General features: G+C 39.2%; 14 protein-coding genes and 3 pseudogenes. 9 read left to right on the plus strand and 8 right to left on the minus strand.

Annotation, left to right across the window (positions count from 1 at the left end; translation table 11 throughout):
• Positions 1-9 precede the first annotated feature (9 nt).
• The 5 genes and pseudogenes from brxC (KV40_RS27950) to KV40_RS27970 all read right to left on the minus strand — a co-directional run bounded on the left by brxC (KV40_RS27950) (position 10) and on the right by KV40_RS27970 (position 6,686).
• Entirely contained in the window at positions 10-2,517 is a 2,508-nt protein-coding gene (brxC, locus tag KV40_RS27950; protein WP_156114218.1) for a BREX system P-loop protein BrxC, read from the minus strand.
• Positions 2,518-2,711: 194 nt separating this feature from the next.
• Positions 2,712-4,175, minus strand: a complete 1,464-nt coding sequence (locus KV40_RS27955; RefSeq protein ID WP_036488130.1) for a hypothetical protein — start codon at positions 4,173-4,175, stop codon at positions 2,712-2,714.
• Positions 4,176-4,450: 275 nt separating this feature from the next.
• Positions 4,451-5,428 (minus strand): annotated as a pseudogene (gene brxC / locus KV40_RS27960) (BREX system P-loop protein BrxC); the annotation flags it as partial.
• 20 nt (positions 5,429-5,448) lie between these two features.
• The gene (locus KV40_RS27965; RefSeq protein WP_036488136.1) at positions 5,449-6,060 is read right to left on the minus strand and encodes a DUF1788 domain-containing protein; all 612 of its coding nucleotides are present in this window, start codon (positions 6,058-6,060) and stop codon (positions 5,449-5,451) included.
• A complete protein-coding gene (locus tag KV40_RS27970) occupies positions 6,054-6,686 on the minus strand; it encodes a DUF1819 family protein (protein WP_036488139.1) in 633 nt (210 codons plus the stop codon). Before KV40_RS27970 ends, KV40_RS27965 begins: the two co-directional genes overlap by 7 nt.
• Before the next feature lie 210 nt (positions 6,687-6,896).
• Between KV40_RS27970 and KV40_RS35365 the strand changes: the two are divergent.
• The 6 genes and pseudogenes from KV40_RS35365 to KV40_RS28000 all read left to right on the plus strand — a co-directional run bounded on the left by KV40_RS35365 (position 6,897) and on the right by KV40_RS28000 (position 10,605).
• A pseudogene (locus KV40_RS35365) lies at positions 6,897-7,246 on the plus strand (hypothetical protein).
• A 96-nt stretch (positions 7,247-7,342) separates the two neighbouring features.
• Positions 7,343-8,950: a DUF262 domain-containing protein gene (locus KV40_RS27980; protein WP_036488159.1), complete on the plus strand. Its 1,608-nt coding sequence runs from the start codon at positions 7,343-7,345 to the stop codon at positions 8,948-8,950.
• Positions 8,951-9,045: 95 nt separating this feature from the next.
• A complete protein-coding gene (locus tag KV40_RS35370; RefSeq protein ID WP_072013927.1) occupies positions 9,046-9,579 on the plus strand; it encodes a thermonuclease family protein in 534 nt (177 codons plus the stop codon).
• A 41-nt stretch (positions 9,580-9,620) separates the two neighbouring features.
• Complete coding sequence (locus KV40_RS27990; RefSeq protein ID WP_036488142.1) at positions 9,621-9,965, plus strand: hypothetical protein; 345 nt, start codon at positions 9,621-9,623, stop codon at positions 9,963-9,965.
• A 68-nt stretch (positions 9,966-10,033) separates the two neighbouring features.
• Positions 10,034-10,273 (plus strand): AbrB/MazE/SpoVT family DNA-binding domain-containing protein, encoded by a 240-nt coding sequence (locus KV40_RS27995; protein WP_036487218.1) that lies wholly within the window; start codon positions 10,034-10,036, stop codon positions 10,271-10,273.
• On the plus strand, positions 10,267-10,605 hold the full coding sequence (locus KV40_RS28000) for a type II toxin-antitoxin system PemK/MazF family toxin (protein WP_036488146.1): 339 nt from the start codon (positions 10,267-10,269) through the stop codon (positions 10,603-10,605). Before KV40_RS27995 ends, KV40_RS28000 begins: the two co-directional genes overlap by 7 nt.
• 950 nt (positions 10,606-11,555) lie before the next feature.
• Here the strand turns inward: KV40_RS28000 and KV40_RS28005 are convergent.
• The 3 genes from KV40_RS28005 to KV40_RS28020 all read right to left on the minus strand — a co-directional run bounded on the left by KV40_RS28005 (position 11,556) and on the right by KV40_RS28020 (position 17,111).
• On the minus strand, positions 11,556-13,322 hold the full coding sequence (locus tag KV40_RS28005; RefSeq protein ID WP_253274408.1) for an ATP-dependent RecD-like DNA helicase: 1,767 nt from the start codon (positions 13,320-13,322) through the stop codon (positions 11,556-11,558).
• 329 nt (positions 13,323-13,651) lie between these two features.
• Positions 13,652-16,588 carry a phage/plasmid primase, P4 family gene (locus KV40_RS32720; RefSeq protein WP_052056024.1) on the minus strand — a complete coding sequence of 979 codons (2,937 nt, stop codon included), beginning with the start codon at positions 16,586-16,588 and terminating at the stop codon, positions 13,652-13,654.
• A 274-nt stretch (positions 16,589-16,862) separates the two neighbouring features.
• Positions 16,863-17,111 carry a helix-turn-helix transcriptional regulator gene (locus KV40_RS28020; protein ID WP_036487043.1) on the minus strand — a complete coding sequence of 83 codons (249 nt, stop codon included), beginning with the start codon at positions 17,109-17,111 and terminating at the stop codon, positions 16,863-16,865.
• A gap of 276 nt (positions 17,112-17,387) precedes the next feature.
• Here KV40_RS28020 and KV40_RS28025 point away from each other — a divergent pair, with 276 nt between their 5' ends.
• The 3 genes and pseudogenes from KV40_RS28025 to KV40_RS35380 all read left to right on the plus strand — a co-directional run.
• Positions 17,388-17,642 (plus strand): hypothetical protein, encoded by a 255-nt coding sequence (locus KV40_RS28025; protein ID WP_036486992.1) that lies wholly within the window; start codon positions 17,388-17,390, stop codon positions 17,640-17,642.
• A gap of 163 nt (positions 17,643-17,805) precedes the next feature.
• Positions 17,806-18,513 carry a hypothetical protein gene (locus tag KV40_RS28030; RefSeq protein ID WP_036488155.1) on the plus strand — a complete coding sequence of 236 codons (708 nt, stop codon included), beginning with the start codon at positions 17,806-17,808 and terminating at the stop codon, positions 18,511-18,513.
• A 93-nt stretch (positions 18,514-18,606) separates the two neighbouring features.
• A pseudogene (locus tag KV40_RS35380) lies at positions 18,607-18,803 on the plus strand (hypothetical protein); the annotation flags it as partial.

Raw genomic sequence — 18,803 nt, forward strand, 5'->3', positions numbered from 1 at the left:
GATAACCTCTTAAATGCTGATTCTTTTGCCGTTTTTAATCTCTCGCCGTAAAACCTCGCCTAATTTTTCTAGGTAAGAATCCACGTCCGATGGCTCGCTGAGAATAGTTTTGTCCAAATTATCTAGAACATTTTGAATAGAAACATACTCAACTTCTGGATCTATATCTGGGTCTTTACGAGTCCAACTATGAATTTGAGCCAGTAATTTGATGTAATCGTTTTCTTCAAAGCTTCGTAAAGTTTCGCGAATGACGGCGATGGTATTCTGGGTTTTTAGTTTTTCGGTCAGGCTAGTGAAGGGTTGTATAGCTTCAGCCTGTTGCTCTGATGAAAGTGCGCCATAATCTGAATGGTTTACGAGTCCATTTTTTAACTCGTCGATTTTTTGTTTGGCTGCACGAATCTCTCGTTCTATTTGCGCCGACACCTTTTGTTGCAGAGTTTCTAGCAGTGTCTTTGCCTGCTGCATCAGACCGCCTTTAAAACACTGTTCGTTTTCTAAAATCGTTCTGATTTGCTCTACTTCATCCCCGTCGATGTAGGCAAAATTGGCTTCTTGTTCTTTTAAATAGCTGTAGGCGCGATCGAATATCTCTCTTTGCGACCCTTTCACTTCCATAAATTTGCTAATCGGGTCGAGAATATCTTCCTTGAGGTCTAGAAGTTCATCTTCTCGATCTGATAGTTCGGTGAGATACCACTCGTAGGGTTTACCACTAACCTCCTGCAAAATCGCGATCGCTCTGTCTAATCTTTCTTGAAAAGGATAATGTCCTGTTTCAGAAGAAAGACTCTCTAGTTCGGCGAGCGATCGCCCCATAGCTTCTCCCGTTGCTTGAGCCACTTCTTTCGCCTCTCCTGAAGCAGGGGGTTCATCAAAGAATTCCTCATAAAAATCTTTCAGTGCGCGAACCTGGGAGGGATTAAAATCAAGCTGTGGGTCGAGAATGAGGTTGCTATGTTCTTTTGAATTTTGCAGAGATTTAAGTAATTTATCCCCCTCAAGAATATTTCCATCCGCACGAAGTTCCAGTTTGCCTCGCGCCAATAGACTGCCCACCGTGCAGAGAATAGCAGCATATCCCCAACCATAGGGTTTACACTCAAAAGTCTCTAAAAGTTTTTTGACGGTCGTTCTAACACCAGTATTTTTGTTAGTTTGAATCTTGCTCAGTACCTCAGTTTCGGCATCCGAAAGAGCGGTTGCAAACAACCCAGTAGATCGATCTAATACTGCTTCTAAATCTTGTTCGCGATAGTTCGCGCCTCGCAGCATTTGTAGATGGGGATATGTTTTAGTAATTAGCTGCTGAAATCCTTTAACAATAGAAATTTGGGCATTCTCACTACTCACATCAATATCATTTCCATTAATAATTAATTTGGCTTTTCCTAATAGTGTTTCGATACGCTGTTGTAACTCGCTATATCGTTGATTATTATGAGCATTCTTGGCTGCAAGTATTCTCTTTACTGCTTCTTTTTGCGTAATGGATATGTTTTGCTTAATATATTTTTCTGTACGCTTGTACATGGGCAAATCTCGCATAAGCCTTTCGTCGGCTGGCAAAATAACCAAAAGTTCATCACTATGCCCCATACTCTGCATTATTAAGGTTTCTTCGCTCTCTGCATGGTCGCTAAAAGGAGTAACAACGTGTATGGTAAGTTCTTGCTGACTGCCGTACAGGCGATCGTCCATTTTTCTAGAAAAAGGGTAGTCTCGACCATTAGACTCGGAGCGGATCTTTTTCTGCTTAAGGGTATGGTCAAAAATGAGTTTGGCTAATTCTTCATTGACAACCGTTGGCTCTACTTCCGTATTCTTAATCTCCTCCTCGATATCCTTTTCTTCGTCGGTAAGATATTCATATAGCTCTCCCGCCCTTTGAATGTAGGTTTCTCGTTCTAAAAGACTCAATCCTGCTTCGACTTGTTTGCGTAGCTGTACTAGGTCCCTGGCAAAATCATCTAGCATCAATACGCAAAGATTGCGCGGAGTTGGTTTAAATTCCTTGACGTACTTCACTAAAAATAGTGCTTTAAGCAATTTAAGGGCAAATTTATCTTCCAAATCCCGTTCTGCCCGCAAAATAGATTTTTGAATACTCGATTTGAGTGCCGAACTAATTCCCTCAAACATGAGATCGAAGGTGGCAAGTTGACCTATTCTATAGTCTTGGATTTTAATGGCAACTTCTTGGAACACCCCCAGCATCGAGCGTTCTCCTACCGAACTGTGTTTACCCTCAAAGGCATTGTGTACCGATAGATTTTGAATCGCCGATTGAAAAAGAGCGAATTGGTAGGGAACGAAGGGATAGCACCGAACAAAATGGTCGCAGTCTTGAAAATTACCATAGGTTCTTGAACCATCGCTAAAGTCAAACAGAGTTTTGAAGTTATTCGATTGCTGGTCGTAGAGTTTAGAAAGTTCGCTCGAACCTGCTTGATTCTTTAAAAGCAACCGTTTCTGAATGACTTCGGCAACGTCTTGACTGTTAAGCGGGAGCAACGCGAAAAAGTTGGCTGGCGATCGCTAAACTCCATTTTTTTGGAGGGGGTTTCAAGTTATCTGGTTATCAAAAAAGGCAAAATAATTTGGCTAGACAAGCATAAGCTTAGTTTTTGGCAGCAAAATGCTACCGAATTATCAACAATTCGATTTTAAAAAGATATTTTTTAGTTGTTTGCTCGTTAGCAATAACCTTAGCTAATAGCTGGATAGATTCTGTTCGTTAAAATAGAATTGGTAAAATTATTCCAATTACTCGAAAGCCATTGGCAACGAGCGTGTAAAATGATTTCAGCGTTTGGTTTTAGCCAAAACTTCCCATTACCTTTAAGCCGTAAATTAACAGCTTGACGAATTAGGCTTTCCACAGCCCCACTACCAATAGGTAATTTTAATTGGGCAATCTTGTCATAGTTAAATAAGCCCTTTGATACTCTTTTACTAAAAAAATTAATCTGATTGGTTGAAAGTTGACGCTTGGTTCCACGAAGTAATTTTCGCTGCTGTCTCATTTGTTCAATTAAAGAGTTGATTTTACCTTTCTTCAAATCTGAACGAGCCATCTTAAACCAGGCTAATTTGGCTTTTTCATCATTAAAGGCAGCATCGGCAAAACTCTGTAAATGTTCTGTGGCGTGATAAAAATCTAAAAGATAATAGATTTTTTCTTGACAACCCAAACGATTGAGTAAAGGTGGTATATGATGCCAAATCCAGTCGGCTCCATCAGCTATAAGTAGTATTTGTTTGGCTTGACTTATGCCCAGACCAACTAGATACATTTCTAAAATTTTAAGAAACTGCTTATAGTTGCCATAAGTCCCATCATTAATCAGAGGAACTTCACCAGTTTTTATTTTCTTCCCCTTTTCATCTACTGTATAGATAGTAAGTAATTTGGGTTCAATCCATTCTCCTGTATATTTCTTTCTCTTAGTTTTGGGGTTGGGTTTTTCATTGTTTTCAATCCTTACTCTAGTTCGACCACCATCTACGGAAATGATTACTCTTTTATCTTTTAAGCTCGAACCAGTAGGTAATCTATTTTGTTTAAGAGCCAAGACCTTTGAATTTCTAATACTTAACCCTTCTCCACCAAATTTATAAGTTAAACGTTCAATTCTTTTGAGACAAATTTTAATTCCCCAATCAATTAAAGTTTGTCTTGCCATCTCAAACGAAGTAGTGATTGTCCCATATTTAGCCACAGTAGACCAAACATAGGGAGTGACTCTTGATTCGATTCCCAACCATCTTAAAAGAGGACAGAATCCCTGCCCTTTCGGTTTGATTTTATAATCTTTACGCTTTTTAATTTCTACTACGTAAGGTAATTTTAAATTAACTATCACGTTACCTACTGTTAATATTTGCCAAATTTTACAGCCATTTTTTCTGGTTGAGGTTTTCCACCAGCCTTTTGTCTGATTAAAAGCTGTTTCTCTGGCTTTTCTCGAACGCGATAGATTATCTAGTAGAATGGCTACACATTGTCCTGCTAAAATTAAGGCGGCTTCTCTGATTTTTTCTTCTCGCTCTTTAAGAGTTTTTCCCGACCACTCAGTTACATTATTTAATTTTAAAAGTTTAGTAATATTAACTTGAAAATCTTCTAAGGATTGATTTAAATTGAGGTTAGCAAAAATTTTTAAAGTCATGGCTATTCTCTCAGAGAAAAAAAGTTGAAAGCTCTAATTCAACGCACTAGGGGGAGAATACCTTTTTTTTGAGTAATTACTTAGTTTATTTGTTTCTTCACGGACGACAAGGGTTTTACGGTAGTCTTCTCAGTGGGGCGATTGCCGATTGCGGAGCAAGTCCTTCGGACTCAGGCAGAGACAGAGCCGATAAGCGGAAGCGCAACGCAAGTCGTAGACTCAGCTTGCGCGTCAGGCGCGATCGCCAGCCAACTTTTTCGCGTTGCTCCCCTGTTAAGCTTCATCCGATTGGCAAAACGAGCCTGGATCTTAGAAAAATCGTTACTCTGCTGACGGCTATGTTCGCCGACAACCATATCCATATCTTCCTGAGCGGTGACAATTATCCAAGCACGTCCACGACACTTAGTAGCCAGACTTTCAGCGATTGTTTGCAGATTAGTCATCAGCTTCACGTTGTCCGCAATGTACTGTCCTACCTCATCAACAAAGAAATTCAGGCGAAAGTTTGACGGCTGCTGCTTCAGGTAAGCGTATACCTGCTCGGCAAAGTCCTCTATTGAAACTTTATACTGACTGCGATACTTATCGAGAATTTCCTCAGCAGCAGCGACATCGTTACCTGTAACTCGACCATAAGCCCTGGTGATGTTTTGAGACTCCAAAAGTGCCTGTTCTCTTCCCTCCTGCCAATCTATTCCCGCTATGTCTCGATATGCTGCTTTAAAATCCTCATAACAACCGCGTTTGTCTAAGTCGCGTTCAAATTGGGCAATGTAACCTTGCTTGCCATAGTAGCCACACATCTCGTCAAAGACCTTCACAAAAACAGCTAGTAGCGCATCTATTTGGTCTTTGCTGATCACATCTGCTTTTTGATCGATGTTAAACAGAATACTTTTAGAAGGAATTCCCACAGCAGTACGAAAACCTCCCTGCAAAAATGCGTTTTTTTCACATTTGGGCAAAAAGCGATCGAGTACGGGAAGATCGTCGATAACACGATTTTCCAGAAGGAGAGCCAACATTTTGAGCAAATGCGATTTTCCCGAACCAAAGAAGCCCGATATCCATACTCCATTAGCTACTTCATAATTGTTGTAGGCATCTAAAAAGTTTTCGAGACGCTTTTCCAGTTCGTTGGTTAAGACGTACTCGTCAATTTCAATCCGCAGACTGTCGCGATCGTCTGCTTTAATGACTCCATCAATCGGTCGATCTATCGGTTTGGCAAAAATGCTTTTTAAGCTCATTGTCTTCGTCTTCTCCCTATTTATACTTCGTAGTGAAAGATGTTGAACGCCCGATAGTATTTGTCATCGCGCAGCCTTTCAAACAGATCGAGTGAAGCACCAGATTCTAGTGAATACCTATAATCACCAGGAAAAAACAACACCGTTGGTCGTTCTTTAGCAGTACTCTGTAAATTGTTTAAAATATTGTGAGAACGAATATAAGGAAATACCTCACCTACACCACAAAGGAACATTACTTGAAATTCTGCGTTCGACATTTTGTCGGCAATGGCAGGAATTAGATATTTTTCGGGATCGAGAACCCCCTGCAACAGCTCTTTTAACTGGTCTTTCGATACCGCTTTTTCTCGATCGAAAACTTTTTCCCAGATTCCTCGTTGTTGTAATAACTCAATCGAAAGATCGTAGAGGTTTATTTCCAGTACGGACACTCCTTGCTTTGCCAATTTATTGCAAAGCGATTTTCTCAATCGTTCCATTTCAATAGATTCTTGAGGTTTGTAAGGACAGATAAAAAATGGTACTTCGTTACCCAAACCCTGTTTTTTTAAAAAGCGATCGCTAGAAATTACTGTTTCAAGATGCCTAAAACGTCTTTTTAATGGTTCTGTAGCTAAATCTTTTAACAATTGCCTACCTCAAGCTGAGATTTCAATAATGGAAAAAACAAAGCTTCCTTATGCCTTTCCTGAAAAACCGCATTTATTAAAGAGGCACTTGGCATAGCTGGATAAATTCTGTTTTCAGGGCTTAAAAGATCGGCTTCTCGCAACATCTTAAAAAGTGTTCGCCGTCCTTTAGCTTTAGTCATTGGCTTGAGAGCCTCTAACTCATCGTGCCACTCAGCTTTCCGAGCGAAAAAGACTTCAAAGTCTTTGCGATCGAGTTCTGTTTCCAAATTTAAAAATTTTTCTCTTAAGATCTCAACGGCAAAGTCGCGAATAAATTTGTAGCGTCGGCACACCGCCAGCCAAAGAATATAACCTCTATCTCTTACTGTCCCATCCACGAGCAATTTTAATTCTTTCTCATTAAGAGTCTTCAATCGAGAACAAATTTCCCGACAAAGCCTTTCAGAAGTTTTTGCCGTTCTAGTTTGAAGCAGGTTTTGTTCGACAGCTAGCTCTCGCGCTCTCTTCCAATTACCCAACTCTACAAAAAGAGCAGCGAATCTAACCGACTCTTGATACAGCAGACCTCCAATTACGAATGAGAAAGCATATTTTTTAGTGGGCGTAGTTTTTACTTTTATCATCGTATTCTGAAGTTTCACTTAACTTAGATGCGGATTTACTACTTTCTAAGCATTCCCACTTTTCAAAATAAAGTTACTGTTTGGTTCGGCTAGATTCTCAGCTAATACCCTTGCGATCGCTCCCAAGTTTCTTTTTGTCTATAGCTTGCCGATGTTTTTTAGATGTTTGGGGGAATCTTGTGAATAGACAACTTCTCAGACATCTTGCTCATGACAACTTCAGACACTTCTCAAGTAATGTTTTGTACTGACGAACTGATGGGTGCTGCTAGAAATCGCTATCGCATTGTGGTTCAGGTAGCCATTTTGCATACGCAGATTCGCCATTTCCAAAGGGACGGCTCCAGCCATCCCAGAGCGAAGCTCTGGCAGCACGAAGCGTGCTGGTCGGATTGGCTACAGCCAATCGAGCCAAACGCCGCCGTTACGAAGACATGGACAATTACCAAAACGAATCGGTACATAAACCAGTCAATCGAGCAATTGTTGAAATGTCCGATGAGCTTACACAATCAGAAATTATCGGCGAGAACGAAGATTTTTCACCAAGAAGTTTTTAAAGACTGCTCTCAATTACTTTAAAACAAAATTACTAGCACAGATAAATAAATGGGCATTCTAATCATTAAGCAAGCACATTTAAAATATCGTTATTCATGCCCATGCCAAAATATTCAGTCAATCAACATCCTGTTCAAACATTACTTTCTTGGATTAGTTCAGGAGAAATTGCTATACCCGAAATTCAAAGACCGTTCGTCTGGAATAGCAGCCAAGTTCGCGACCTAATCGATTCTCTTTATCAAGGATATCCAGTAGGTTATCTGATTGCATGGCGTAATCCTACAGTTAAGTTAAAAGACGGAACTTCATCTAGTGGCAAAAGAATATTGATAGATGGGCAACAGCGTGTTACTGCTCTAATGGCTGCTGTTTTAGGAAAATATGTAATCAACAAAGACTACAGAAAAATACACATAACAATTGCTTTTCAGCCACAAGAAAGAAAATTTGAAGTTTCTAATACTGCTATCAGCAAAGACAAATCTTGGATTGTAGATATTGCCAGAGTTTTTGCTCATGATTTTAAAACTATCAAATTTGTCTATGATTATTGTCAAAAAAATGAAAATGCTGACCAAGACAAGATTTTTGAAAGTATCGAGCTATTAAAAGGGATAGCCAACAACCATATCGGTTTAATAGAACTTAATTCAGATTTAGATATTGAAACTATTACAGAAATATTTATACGTATTAACTCTCAAGGAAAGAGTTTAAGTCAAGCAGATTTTGCTATGTCCAAAATTGCTGCCAATGAAACTTATGAAGGTAATTTACTAAGAAAATATATTGATTACTTTTGTCATCTGGCAGTTGCACCAGAATTTTACCAGCAACTAGCAGAAATAGATGTGGATTTTTTAGATACAGAATACTTTCAGAAAATGTCCTGGCTAAAATCCTTCAACGATAGTTTGTATGCTCCTTCATATACCGATATGTTGCGTGTAGCTTTTACTTCAGAGTTCAAGCGAGGAAGATTAGAAGATTTAGTAGCTTTACTCTCAGGTAGAAACTTTGAAACTAGAAGTTATGAAGAAGAAATAGCAGAATCATCTTTCAAGATGCTTGAGAAAGGCATTTTCAATTTTATGAATGAAACTAACTTCAAGCGTTTTATCATGATTATTCGCTCATCTGGATTTATCACCTCATCAATGATTCGTTCTAAAAATGCTCTTAACTTTTCTTATATCGTTTATTTAGTTCTAAAAGCACAAAAGATTGATTCAAGTCTAATAGAATCCTATGTTCGTAAATGGTTTGTCATGTCTATATTAACTGGAAGATATTCTGGCTCTCCAGAATCTACATTTGATCTGGACATAAAAAGAATCAATGAGTTTGGATTTCCAGAATACTTATCAAAAATCGAATCTGCTGATTTATCAGAGGCGTTTTGGAACTCATCGTTACCACAACAAATGAATACTTCTGTAGCTAGTAGTCCTTATTTCAAAGTTTTCCTGGCATCTCAAGTCAAAGCAAATGATAAAGGATTTTTATCAAAAGATATTACTGTAAGTGACCTTTTACTCCATAAAGGAGACATTCACCACATATTTCCCCAAAAATATCTTCAAAAACACGGCTTAACTCGCGGTCGATATAACCAGATTGCTAATTATGTAATGATGCAGAGTGAAATCAATATTTCTATTGGAGACAAACCCCCGTCTGAATATTTTTTACTCCTATAATTGCTAGCCCGATAATAGAAAACGCCAAAGTTGTTAGCATTGGTGACGGAGATACCATTCGCATCGAGAAAAATTCGGAAGTTATTACCATCAGATTGGGATGTATTGATGCTAGCGAGCTAGCCCAAAACCCTTATGGCAACGAAGCTAAAGCTCGTTTACAACAACTATTGCCTATCGGACAAACCGTAAGTTACCGAGCGATCGATACCGATCGCTACGACAGAACTGTAGCTGAAGTCTATCGGCAAAAGCGATCGATTAATTTAACTATGGTTAAAGAAGGTTATGCTGTTGTCTATCATCAATATTTGGACGGTTGTGAGTCAACCAAAGATTCTTACCTAGCTGCTGAAAATAATGCCAAACAGAAACAACTTAACTTTTGGAGTGCTTCGGAATTAGTTATGCCCTGGGATTTTCGTAAGGGTAAACGCAGTTCCAGCCAGCCTACAGCAACTCAAAACAACAATAGCAACTGCGATCCCAGCTACCCAGGTGTCTGCATTCCGCCCTATCCACCTGATTTAAACTGCGGAAATATCAGCTTTCGACGTTTTAAAGTAGTAGGTAGCGACCCTCATAACTTCGATGGCGACCGCGACGGTATTGGCTGCGAATCAAAATAAAATATAAACGTCCAAACTCATTTTTCCTCGACTACCTATTAATGAGCGAACCTATTAGAAGAAGACGACGCGCCGCTAACTCAGATCCTTTTATCGAACTTCCTACCAAATCATCTTCACCACCGCCAAACATCGAACCAGTTTCTGATGATGTTCCCTCGGAAAACTCAGAAATTATTGCCGAAGGACAACAACAATTAAGAGTTTCAACTTCTGCCGTAGATAAGCAACGCTACATAGACCGCATTCGTGCTGAAATAATAGAAGACAGTCATTACTCTGATTTGGCTGAACCTAACTATTGGGATGGCTCTCACAATCGAACTTCTTCCGATATCGAACCAGTATCAGAAGATTATTGGAATTTTCTCGGTCGTTATGAGTAAACTTGTTTAGGCTATTTAGTATATACATAGTATAATTATGTATATACTYAAACCARGATTCTCCGCCAATGAATATCAAAATTGCTAAATGGGGTAACAGTTTGGGAATTAGAATTCCTAAGTCAATAGCCGAAGATAATGGTTTGAGCGATGGTGATGAAATTGAAATTGCCACCGAAGATAATCGCATCATAATTACCCCACAAAAACCGAAATACACTCTCGAACAGTTGTTAGAAGGAATGGGTGAAGAACATTTGCATTCGGAGATTGACTGGGGTGAACCTGTTGGTAGAGAACAGTGGTAACGACATACATTCCCAATCGTGGCGACATCATCAAACTATCATTCAGCCCCCAAATAGGTAGAGAACAGGCGGGATATCGACCTGCCTTAGTTATCTCTCCACAAGCCTATAACCGAATCTCTCACTTTGTCTTAGCTTGTCCGATTACCAACACAATTAAAGGTTGGCGTTTTGAGGTAGTCTTACCGCAGTCAATGCAAACTTCGGGGGTAGTTTTGACCGACCAAATTCGCGTTTTAGACTGGCAGGCGCGACTCGCTAAGTTTGTCGAACCAGCAGAATTCTCCGTTATCGATGAAACTCTGGCTAAAATTTCTTCATTAGTTCGATAGCCTGAAAATAATAAGATTTAAGCTTTGATTTACACAAATCAATAATTGTACAATTCATCATTTGTACAATTCATTTTCGCCTAAAATCATAACACCCAGACTGCAACTTAGTCTGGGTGCGAATTTTATATATGCCAGCTTTCTATCTTATGTAGCTAGCGGTATTTATAATAAGAGTTTTTATTGATTCAATTTTAGACTTAGGCTTTCTACCTGAAAAGTCATCTTCCTCGCTTGAAAACAAAATTCACCATCTCTTGATAATTCGTTTACAGGTAATTATTATTTGTTTCTCCTACATTGAGATAGTTTACCATTGCAATCGTTTCCATAGCTCGGACAACATACTGCATAGCTTATTCTCTCTACTATGCGGTCACATCCTTTACAGACGAACTTATAATCTCGTTCGTACATTTTGCGTTCATGTTCTTTGACCGTGTATTTTTTATAGTGTTCTGTTTTTACTGCTTGAACTGTCTTTTCTCGACTCATTTAGCTCTTATTAATTTAATGGGATGATTTTATTCTGGCTAATTCTAACGAATTGAATGTATAGTTCGATAACTGTGACGGATAAATCGAAAACTTTTTTATATTTATCTAGCTATAAAAATGCAGTTCTACTTTGGTACGAGTGTCATTCCGCTAATTATGAGTTTTTAAATTTGCCGTCACATCCGTCACATCAATAACTGATAAGGGTTTCAGCCATCAAGGTTTAATCACACTCTTTATTATACTCAAGACTTATTTACTGCATACATACTACAAAATAGACAGATCTCTACTGCTGTTAGACCGACACCTAACACAAGTACTTACCTCAAATACTTGGGTTGTGTAATCATCTTAAAGCGATCGCTTTCTGGTTGAAATCTGACTTTCACAGGCACGAAATAACATAACATTTGCTGTTCTTTTTTTAAAGTTTGAGAGCGGAGTGCCAACTATTGATAAATTAAAACCTGTTTCTTGGTGCGGGTCAAAGCGGTATACAAGAGCTTTTGGCGGTCGCTACTACTACGCAGATCTCGAACATCTAAGAACACATAATTAATGGTGCTGCCTTGAGCTTTGTGAATAGTTAAAGCATAGGCATAGGCAACATCATCAAACATTCTCGATAAATCGAAGTAGTAAGACCATTGCTTTTTACTGGCAAGATATTTAATCTGTTCTGCATAAGAATGAAGACAACTCTCATGCAGAATATTTAGGGTTTGAGATTTACTAGCTTCAGGCTGAACTCTAACTTGCCAATATTGATAAGTCTGCTTCCGAAATAYTAACTCTGTTAGCTGAGCAGGTTCTATAACTTGAGCTTCCTCRGAATTATTAATTAAAATACGCCATTTGTTTTTCCCTTTTCCYCCTGGTCTGGGTCTAAACAAAGGTTTTTTGGCGATTAAACGATCGCCTGGTACAAATGGTGGTGCATCTTCACCCCATAATTTACTACGGACGAATTTATTCAACGAGTCTACYGTGCGATTTCTCCARGCTAGAAACCTTACATAGTCGGGATTGAGCTTGTATTCTTCAGTCTTAAATAACGCCAACGCTCTTTCTCTCCATTCAACWTGCCGAAGACAAAGAATGCTTYGRTCGCCCGTAGTAGTCAAAGGATAAATAACCCGACTATATTCAGGATTGCTTCTAATGGCTTCAGCTACACAGGCAAGCTCCCCATCATAGCGAACTACTTTAATTAAAGTAGCACTTTGATTAATTACCTTGGAAGTGGCTACAATTGGCTCTTTTTCTTTGACTGGTGGCAGTTGTGCCTCATCTCCAACAAACACTACTTTAGTCAAAATCGAGCTACGAGCCGCCGTCACTATTTCTTGGAAGTTGTCTCGATTCACCATTGAAAATTCGTCAATGATGGCAATGTTATAGTCAGATAAATYGGCTTGACCATTACAAAYAAATTCTTCTWTWCCAGTATCCTCATTCAGTTCTGGCTGTTGTCCTAGTAGTTGAGCTACGGTTTTTACCTCTAAATCTAAACCAGACTCATCTGCCAAGTTTTTAAAACTTTTAGCTGCTTTATTAGTGGGACAAGCAACCACAAATGTAATTTTTTCGGCTAGTAGCCATTTAACATAGCGACACATGAGAAACGATTTACCCGTCCCCGCATAACCTGTCAGTCTAAAAAACTTATCTTGAGAACCAGTAAACGATTTTAGTTGAGATAATGTCTTTTTCTGCTCTGAGGTCAGAGATACCTCGTACTTCAAGTGCGAGACTTTCTCAGACTTTGTAAGCTGCTCTTGATTGGGATAATTTATTGGAGATTTTAAATTATCCTCAATTAATTGCATAACCACAGTTAGGTTTAGTCCTGTTATTTCAGTCAAGGCTTTCTCAATTTTAGGAATTTTGTCTTGGCTGAAGCTCATTAGCTTAGATGATTTAAACCCCACAACCGCCTCGGAGTTGTTTAATTCCAGTAATTGACACTGTTGTTTTAAAAAGGCTTGTGTTGTTGGTGGTTCGATTGCTTTAATAACTTTCTGCCATAAATCGTAGAGATTTGACGCGGCTAACCAACTTGCCGATTTAACAGGTTTTGATTCTAATTTTTGAAGTAGGTCAGATACTGCATTTATTTCCCCCGCTTGAAGTAAGTTAATAAATAACTTTACTTCACCAGCGATTTTCACAGGAACTTTAATTAATTCGGTTTGAGAATTAGTTTTTTTGACCATTGGTAGCACTTTAAATCATGCGAAGCTCTCATCAACATCAACAAATTCAATTTTTCTGACTAAATCGGATAAAAACAATCGATCGAGAGTCTATTCTCAATAATTCTAGTTCAAAGTACGATCTCGCTTAAAACTGTTATTAACTGTATAGGTCGCATCTTCGCACTACTCCAATACCGTTTTAATTGCTGTCCTACCTGCTTGTTCGGCTGCGGTGGCACTGTAACAAACCAAATTAAAATCGTAGGCTTTTCCAACTTCATCAATGATTGAAAATTGATAGCAATGAGCAGTCGTATAGTAGACCAACAAGATATATTTATCGCTCGCTATCCATTTTTCGACTCGGAATTTTTGTTGTGGCATATTTGCAATCGATTAATGTGAACTAACTCATCCACCAGTTCCAACGCCACCATATTACCCTCAATGGCTAAAACCTGAAATGGTTGCGCCCAACTCCAGTTCCAAGGACATTCCTCAATTATTACGCGATCTCCTACACTTATTTCTTCATTTTCTGGTTCAAAGTTACCATCACCGTCGCTATTACCATAATTTTGTGACTGATTCTCCAAGGTATTGTCATTATAGTCATAATTATTACCATCATCATGACTATGACTATGACCATTACCATCATCAGCTAACTTTTCTTCTACCATCACTCCGTTTACTACTGCCATCACTTTCTCTATTACCAAATTCCAGAGTTTGTTAACCACATTCGTACTACTAGAATCTGTCTTAGTTTTTACTGCACCGTTAGTTATCAACGGCGGTTCATCATCTGTTGCATCGCGAAGTCTTAACCCTCTGATGAAAGAGCCAAAGCGATCGCGTCCTTTCTCTACATTCAATCTCAACTGATTGTTCAGCAGGTCGGATAGTAGATTAACGAATCTACGTAACCCGATCGATCTAGTACCTGTATCGTGGCAGTATTCAGCATAATTGGGATAAAGCCATTCATCATTATGCAAATACCAGTTATCCGAGTTACTATCTTTATCGCGCTTGGCTACTCCGATATTAGTCCTAGCTTCGGGGTCTAAAATTACCTTGTTGTCCAGCCAGTCAGCGATGGGATTAGTTTCTACCAATGTCTGTGCTTTCATCACTGCTAAAGAAGGAACTGCACTTTCGTAATTTTTGATAATGTTAGTTGCTTCTGCTTCATCCATCCCTATCACCCAATTAAGTAATCCTGGTAAATAAGGTACGAACTCACCGAACATTTCTCCATTACGATGCTCGATGAGATTGCGCTGGCGATCGCTCTCAATTCGATTAAACATCGGTATGGAAATTCTTCTTCTTTCCAAACCTGAAGTATAGTCACTACTTTGAATTACCTCATTAGTTGCCACGATGACCATTGCCTGTGAGGTAAAGCCACCGCTACTCTGTTTATACTTGACTTCGTATGGTAAAGTATCTTGACCAGTCAGAGCTTTCAGCTTACTAACCTCCCCTGCATACCTTTCCGAATCGTTGATTAAAACTAATCTTTTACCAGCAACCGAAGCTGGTTCAAACTTTTCAGACTCAAGTTTTTTCAAGGTAGTGGTATGAGTGTTCTCAGAGCCGACGAGAGCGATCGCCAGTCTGGTAAATGTTGACTTGCCTGTCCCTCCAGGTCCTACTAATTCCAGATATTTCTGCCAATTGGTTCTTCCAGTGACTATTCCTCGCAAATAAGCTCTCATTAACTGGACTAAATCTTCGTCACCCCGACACATTTGGTCGAGCCATTGCTGTATTGGGTAGCAAGTTAACAAAGGATTATAGTCATAAGGCAGACACCAAGTTAGTTTATGTTCTGGGGAATGTGACAGCAACTTCTTGGTTTCTAAATTCAGAACTCCGTTTTGCAGTGGTAATAATCCCGTTGCTTCATCCCAACAACGGACTGACAGGTTTAATTTTAATAGCCCTGTAATTCCGTTGATATAACTTACAGTGTAGCTAGGTTTCTTATTGTTCTTACTTGTCTTAGCAATCTCCAAGGCGATCGCTTCTACCTCTGACATGACCAACTGCCCGACAAATTCAACTGGTTCGATACTCCAGATTCCTTCTGTTGTTGAACTATAACGATACCACTGCTGTAGTTCTGTATTCCATGCCAAGCGATCGCTGTATTTCTTTGCCAACCATAATGCTAAATCTGACTGTGACCAATTCGGTAATTGGGGTGTCTGTGAGGCTTCTGTTCGTTGTTCTGTTGCTTCGTAGTTTTGTTGCTCTGTCTGCTTATATTGTTGTTTAACCGCAGTTTCTAATTTGGCTATTAGTTCTTCAGAGTCAAAATTGGGATTAGCTTTTACCCAATCAGCTAGATCCCCTTTCTCTGGTATTTCTGCCCAGATATTTTTGGGATTGAGAACTAGACAGGGAAAGTCAGCTTCAACTGCTGCTGATTCTATTAGTCTGGCTTTTTTTCTTCCTGCTTCATCATTGTCGGGAAAGTAAGCTAATCCCTCTGCACCAGCTTTTTTTAAAGCTTTTATAGTTGAGGCAATTGCGTTTTTATTCCAATTTGACCCTTGCCACGTTATTGTCGCGATCGCTCTTTTTCTTGCTGCTTCGACACATTGTTCCCCTTCTACTGCTAACACCCACTTATTACGGCAATGGGCAGCAGCTTCTTGTTGCCGATAAGCATTCCAGTCTTTTGACCCTCTTTTCCACCGTACTAATCCGTTTGAGCTAATGTGTGCCTGTCTAAAGGTTTTTTCCCTTCCTTTATCGGTTTGCCACTCGAAGCGAGATACCCATTGATTTTTTGAGTAGTAGTAACGGGTTTCAGTAGCGTTGCTATGTATTCCCTGTTTCTGTAGCCATTGAGGAACTTCTGTTTCGGTGTTTGGTTGAGGTATATCTTCGGCTGCTGCTGGTAACTTGGCTAATCTGGGAACGGGAATTTCTGACTTAGGAACTTCAGGGGCTGAATTTACACTCTTCCTTGCTCCCCTGCTCCCCTGCTCCAGGGCGCATTTGCGCCGACTCCTGGATAGGAGTCGCTGCGAAGCAGCCTCTCCCCTGCTCTCTACTACTTCGCTCCAGGGACGAATTGCTTCTCGGATATCCTTAACTTCGCAACCGCACTTAAACGGATGGTACTTGCCAGTAGGTTTGTCGATTTTAAAGCCACCATCGCCACATACAGGGCATTTACAGTGGTATTCAGAACCTGTTTCTTTGACTATTTCGAGGCGATCTAAATAGTCCAGAATCTTAAAAGGTGCGATGAAATTAATCATGCTACACCTCCCTTATTCAGACAGTTTAAAAGATGTTGCGCGAAAGTAGAGATGTCAAATGGTCTGACCTCTCGTAAAATATAATTATCCATTGGGTAACTCCTTATGGAATTTTTACTTGGGGCGATCGCTGTTCTTTGGTCGGAAACGGGCGGTCGCTCTTAATTTTTAGCTTTACTCTAATCGGCTATTTCTTTAGTTTTTTGAATTGGAAATGAAAACACGCTCTTAAAAAGCCGATTCTAATTCACTAAGAGAATTAATAATCTGAAAATTAGTTTTCAAATTTAACTCCCAAATCTACATTCAATTCTTGTTCAATCCTCCTAATAATTTCTTCGGTTGCTGGCGATCTCATATCTTCTGACTCTAATTGATACCAGTAAGAACGACTAATATTACAATCACGACAAATTTGGCTTAAAGAACGAGGATCGTTCTCTCTAGCTTCTTTGATTCGCTGTCCCAAACCTGGGAAATCACCAATACTCTCCTGAACTCGTTTGACTTGCAATGTTTTCATAATTAAATTTCCAATTCTCATCATATTGTATATTGTCTACAGATGTTTGACAACTGTTTGCAGACAATTTACAATAAAGTTATTAGGAAACAACAGCACATTGCAAGCCTAAAGTTAACCAAAGTGCCATAATTCAGTATTTATCTGCACCAAGAAAAAATAATAAAACTCTTTTTCAGGAAACTAACGTGGCAGGTTTAATATAAACCGTAGAACGAGGAGCAACTACTAAGAGTTAAAATATAAAAATAAGACCTAAAGGTCAAAATCGAACCAATGACTAGTGCTGAATCCAAACCAAATTACGAAAACGCAATTTTACAGCAATTAATTAAAAATGCCGAACGATTAGCAGTAATCGAGTTTGAAACCAAAACCATGAAAACCCAAGTCAACAAAATCGATATCTTGGAGCAAAAAGTAGACTATATTTATAAGTCATTAAAATGGGTTTTCGGATTGCTTGGAGCAATATTAATTGCCGTAATAGCCAACTTATTAAGCCAACCTATTTTAAGTTGGCTCAGTTGAACGCACATCAGAATTCAATCAAATTTATCCTTATCTTTTTCAACTAAGATAGGGATTTTTTTTATTAGCTATCGCTAAAAAATTAGTGGACTTAACACGAAGGAGAGCAAGTACCGTCCAAAGTTCTGCTCTCCTTCTCACTCACCAATAATGAGGTAATCTCATGATGACATATACAGCAGAAAAATTACCACAATCAGTATCAACATTAGACGAAACACCCCTCGTCACCATTGAATTCGCACCGAACATTCATCCCACAGAAACCGAAAAATATAATTACCAACCTAAATTCAGATTCCATGATGAGGTAATCAACAAATTTAATCCTTCCAAGTTACTTACTATCTGCGCTTTAGAACTTATCGAACATAAAACCCCTTCAGGCTTGCTACTCCAACAACCTTACTGGAAATATAAGGTCGATGATGGTTGCTGGTACGAAGAATCAGTTTTAATCCGCCAATCTGACACCTGTGCTAAATGCACTTACTTTCAGGATTACCGCGACGAAAGAGGTACGGGCTGGTGTCACCTGTTTGACGACGCTACTAGAAGACACCACCAACGAACTAATGACTGCGAGCTTAACTCTGAATCTAGGTCACTCCTTGCCCTTCCATATTCAGAATACGATTACGGAGATATGGTTAAAGTCGTAGACTCCGACGAAGACCATAACGAATGGGCAACGTTTGAGGTTGTTGAGAAAAGACACAATCCTCAATGTTATTCCTCTCCTGAGCATTACTTCAGCGAGTCCGAATGGTATTATTTGCTATCTCCTGCTTATGAGGATATGTGGGTGGCAGAAAGAGATCTTTGCCATGCCGAACTTTCTTACACAATTGCAACTAAAGAACTGTTCTGACACATAACTGTTGGCTACTTAATCTTAGCTAGCCAACAGCCATACTTATTTTTTAAACTCGCCTCACTTTATTCAATACTCTCAATAATTATCATGATTCAGCCACAGCTTTTAGTAGAAATTAGAACTTTTAACCAGCCCTTTCCCGAATCAGAAGATATTCCAACTATCACTATCTATCATGACTCTCATGATAACTATTTCATGTCTTCGGGAATTGAGGAGATTAAAAATGCAGTTCTAAGAATAGTTCCGCATCTCGGCACAAACTGTCGGCATCCTCTTCTTTT

This window comes from Myxosarcina sp. GI1 (assembly GCF_000756305.1).
Lineage (GTDB): Bacteria > Cyanobacteriota > Cyanobacteriia > Cyanobacteriales > Xenococcaceae > Myxosarcina.